Origin of the sequence: Hymenobacter gummosus (assembly GCF_003970915.1) — a bacterium.
Taxonomy (GTDB): domain Bacteria; phylum Bacteroidota; class Bacteroidia; order Cytophagales; family Hymenobacteraceae; genus Solirubrum; species Solirubrum gummosum.
The window spans coordinates 1-4593 of record NZ_RXOF01000027.1 but is presented as its reverse complement, the minus strand read 5'-3'; the positions used below and the strand labels follow the sequence as shown (position 1 = coordinate 4593).

The following is a 4593-nucleotide window of genomic DNA, read 5'->3' as shown; positions in this document are numbered from 1 at the left end:
ACACTGCAGGGCGGCATCGCCCAACAGTTAAAGAATTTCGGAGATAGATGAGCCTGCGTGCCATTAGCTAGTTGGTGAGGTAACGGCTCACCAAGGCGACGATGGCTAGGGGAGCTGAGAGGCCGATCCCCCACACTGGCACTGAGATACGGGCCAGACTCCTACGGGAGGCAGCAGTAGGGAATATTGGGCAATGGGCGCGAGCCTGACCCAGCCATGCCGCGTGACGGATGAAGGCCTTCTGGGTTGTAAACGTCTTTTGACCGGGAAGAAAACGCCCTTGCGAGGGAAATCGACGGTACCGGTTGAATAAGCACCGGCTAACTCCGTGCCAGCAGCCGCGGTAATACGGAGGGTGCGAGCGTTGTCCGGATTTATTGGGTTTAAAGGGTGCGTAGGTGGCCCTGCAAGTCCGTGGTGAAAGCCTGCTGCTCAACAGCAGAACTGCCATGGATACTACAGGGCTTGAGTCCAGACGAGGTTGGCGGAATGGATGGTGTAGCGGTGAAATGCATAGATACCATCCAGAACCCCGATTGCGTAGGCAGCTGACTAGGCTGGTACTGACACTGAGGCACGAAAGCGTGGGGAGCGAACAGGATTAGATACCCTGGTAGTCCACGCCGTAAACGATGGATACTCGCTGTGGGCGATACACAGTCCGCGGCTTAGCGAAAGCGTTAAGTATCCCACCTGGGGAGTACGCCGGCAACGGTGAAACTCAAAGGAATTGACGGGGGCCCGCACAAGTGGTGGAGCATGTGGTTTAATTCGATGATACGCGAGGAACCTTACCGAGGCTAGAATGCGCGTGACCGGTTCAGAGATGGACCTTTCCTTCGGGACACAAAGCAAGGTGCTGCATGGCCGTCGTCAGCTCGTGCCGTGAGGTGTTGGGTTAAGTCCCGCAACGAGCGCAACCCCTATGGTTAGTTGCCAGCACGTAATGGTGGGGACTCTAGCCAGACTGCCTGCGCAAGCAGCGAGGAAGGCGGGGACGACGTCAGGTCATCATGGCCCTTACGCCTCGGGCTACACACGTGCTACAATGGACGGTACAGAGGGTCGCCACGCAGCGATGCGGAGCCAATCTCAAAAAGCCGTTCTCAGTTCGGATCGGAGTCTGCAACTCGACTCCGTGAAGCTGGAATCACTAGTAATCGCGTATCAGCAACGACGCGGTGAATACGTTCCCGGGCCTTGTACACACCGCCCGTCAAGCCATGGAAGTCTGGTGGACCTGAAGCTGGTGCTCGTCACAGAAGCCAGTTAGGGTAAAACAGGTAACTGGGGCTAAGTCGTAACAAGGTAGCCGTACCGGAAGGTGCGGCTGGATCACCTCCTTTCTGGAGCTACGGATGGTGAAGCATCACAACGAGCAAACGATAGATCCATGATTACTCTGGATCGACCGTTACTTACGGAAGTAACGAAGGGCGCACGGGGGATGCCTAGGCTCTCAGAGGCGATGAAGGACGTGATAAGCTGCGATAAGCGTGGGGGAGGGGCACATACCCGTTAATCCCACGATTTCCGAATGGGGCAACCCACCAAGTTGAAGACTTGGTACTACTTGCTTGCAAGTAGGGCGAACCCGGGGAACTGAAACATCTAAGTACCCGGAGGAACAGAAAATAACAATGATTCCCCAAGTAGTGGCGAGCGAACGGGGATGAGCCCAAACCAGTGCCGTTACGGCGGCACCGGGGTTGTAGGACTGTAACATAGGACCGCTAACAGGTAGCTGAATGACGTGGGAAAGTCAACCATAGACGGTGAGAGTCCGGTAAGCGACATTTGTTAGGGCCTTAACAGACTCCTGAGTAAGGCGGGACCAGCGAAATCCCGTCTGAATCCGCCGGTACCATCCGGTAAGGCTACATACTCCTGAGAGACCGATAGTGAACCAGTACCGTGAGGGAAAGGTGAAAAGAACCCTGGATAAGGGAGTGAAAAGAACCTGAAACCGTGCGCTTACAAGCGGTCGGAGCCCCTGGGTGGGGTGACGGCGTGCCTTTTGCATAATGAGCCTACGAGTTACGCCTCTCTGGCAAGGTTAAGTGTGTGAACACACGGAGCCGCAGCGAAAGCGAGTCTGAACAGGGCGCAGAGTCAGAGGGGGTAGACGCGAAACTTTGTGATCTACCCATGAGCAGGATGAAGGTGCGGTAACGCGCACTGGAGGTCCGAACCAGTTTCCGTTGAAAAGGATTTGGATGACTTGTGGGTAGGGGTGAAAGGCCAATCAAACTGAGAAATAGCTCGTACTCCCCGAAATGTATTGAGGTACAGCGTCCGGGTTGAGTCAAGCGCAGGTAGAGCTACCGATTGGACTAGGGGGTGTCACAGCCTACCGAATCCAGACGAACTCCGAATGGCGTCTTGATATACCGGGCAGTGAGGCGTGGGGTGCTAAGGTCCTGCGCCGAGAGGGAAAGAACCCAGACCATCCGCTAAGGTCCCTAAATCCGGGCTAAGTTGAACAAAGGAGGTCCAGTTGCCTTGACAGCCAGGATGTTGGCTTGGAAGCAGCCATTCATTTAAAGAGTGCGTAACAGCTCACTGGTCGAGCGACAGGGCATCGATAATACGCGGGCATCAAGTCCGGTACCGAAGCGATGGGTTGTGCATTAGCACAGCGGTAGGGGAGCATTCCAGCAGCGGTGAAGCGGTGACCGGGAGGCGCCGTGGAGCGGCTGGAAAAGCAAATGTAGGCATGAGTAACGATAATGGGGGTGCGAAACCCCCACGCCGATAGACTAAGGTTTCCTGCTCAACGCTAATCGGAGCAGGGTTAGTCGGGACCTAAGGCTAAGCTGACAAGCGACGACCGATGGCCAGCTGGTTGATATTCCAGCACTTGTTTTGTGGAGTGATGCGGTGACGGAGAAGTGAAAGGTCCGCGGGCGGACGGAAGTGCCCGTTGAACGCCGTAGGTATTGGGAGGGTAGTAAAGTACGCCCACCTAGCTGAAAGCCGATAGTAGCCTAAGTCCTGCGGGACGCGGGCATAGTGACCCTAATCAGACTCCCAAGAAAACCCGCTAAGCGTTTACTGCAAGACAACCCGTACCGCAAACCGACACAGGTAGTCAAGGAGAGCATCCTGAGGCGCTCGAGTGAATCACGGCCAAGGAACTCGGCAAAATGGTCCTGTAACTTCGGGAGAAGGGACGCTTCCTCCAGTGATGGAGAAGCCGCAGTGAAAAGGCCCAGGCGACTGTTTAACAAAAACACATGGCTTTGCGAACTCGCAAGAGGAAGTATAAGGCCTGACACCTGCCCGGTGCCGGAAGGTTAAGAGGGGAACTTAGCGCAAGCGAAGGTTTGAATCGAAGCCCCGGTAAACGGCGGCCGTAACTATAACGGTCCTAAGGTAGCGAAATTCCTTGTCGGGTAAGTTCCGACCTGCACGAATGGTGTAACGATCTGGGCGCTGTCTCAGCCGTGAGCTCGGTGAAATTGTAGTCTCGGTGAAGATGCCGAGTACCCGCCACGGGACGGAAAGACCCCGTGCACCTTTACTACAGCTTGACATTGACTCTGGGCACCGCATGTGTAGCATAGGTGGGAGGCGTTGAGCCGGGGCCGCTAGGTCTCGGGGAGCCGACGTTGAAATACCACCCTTGCGTTGCTTGGAGCCTAATCTCTAACCGGGAAACAGTGTCTGGTGGGTAGTTTGACTGGGGTGGTCGCCTCCAAAAGTGTATCGGAGGCTTTCAAAGGTCCGCTCAATCCGCTTGGTAACCGGATGCAGAGCGCAATAGCAGAAGCGGGCTTGACTGTGAGGCTGACACGCCGAGCAGGGTCGAAAGACGGATATAGTGATCCGGTGGTTCCGCATGGAAGGGCCATCGCTCAAAGGATAAAAGGTACGCCGGGGATAACAGGCTGATCTCCCCCAAGAGCTCATATCGACGGGGAGGTTTGGCACCTCGATGTCGGCTCGTCACGTCCTGGGGCTGGAGAAGGTCCCAAGGGTTCGGCTGTTCGCCGATTAAAGTGGCACGCGAGCTGGGTTCAGAACGTCGTGAGACAGTTCGGTCCCTATCTGTGGCGGGCGTTGGAATGTTGCCAGGACCTGATCTTAGTACGAGAGGACCGGATTGGACCAGCCGCTGGTGTACCAGTTGTGCCGCCAGGTGCAGCGCTGGGTAGCTACGCTGGGTCGAGATAAGCGCTGAAAGCATCTAAGTGCGAAACTCACCTGAAGATGAGCATTCCGTTGATAAGGTCCGTGACAGATCATCACGTTGATAGGCTGCAGGTCTTAAGCTGGAAACAGTCAGCCGAGCAGTACTAATGAACCGAACGCTTCCGAATCAACCGCTCGTGTAATTCTTTTCTCGTTGTTTGCTGGCCGTGCGTCAAAAGTTCACAGTTGCTTTCGAGCAGCTGCATCGACAATGGTGGCTTTAGCCCGGGTGTTCACCTCTTCCCATTCCGAACAGAGTCGTTAAGCCCCGGAGCGCCCATGGTACTGCCTTCGCCGGCGGGAGAGTCGGTCGCCGCCAACCTTGTCACGCCCCAGCCCCGCTGGTCCAGCCCCGGACCGCGGGGCTGTCGCCGTTTAAGGGCCCCGTTTCCCGCGGGC

At 56.1% G+C, this 4593-nt stretch carries 3 rRNA genes; all 3 read left to right on the top strand.

From position 1 onward, the window contains the following. Positions 1-1346: ribosomal RNA gene (locus EJV47_RS27700) — 16S ribosomal RNA — on the top strand; the annotation flags it as partial. Between the two features lie 74 nt (positions 1347-1420). Continuing rightward, positions 1421-4322: ribosomal RNA gene (locus EJV47_RS27695) — 23S ribosomal RNA — on the top strand. 82 nt (positions 4323-4404) lie between these two features. Beyond that, a 5S ribosomal RNA gene (rrf, locus tag EJV47_RS27690) occupies positions 4405-4516 on the top strand. Positions 4517-4593: the final 77 nt, after the last annotated feature.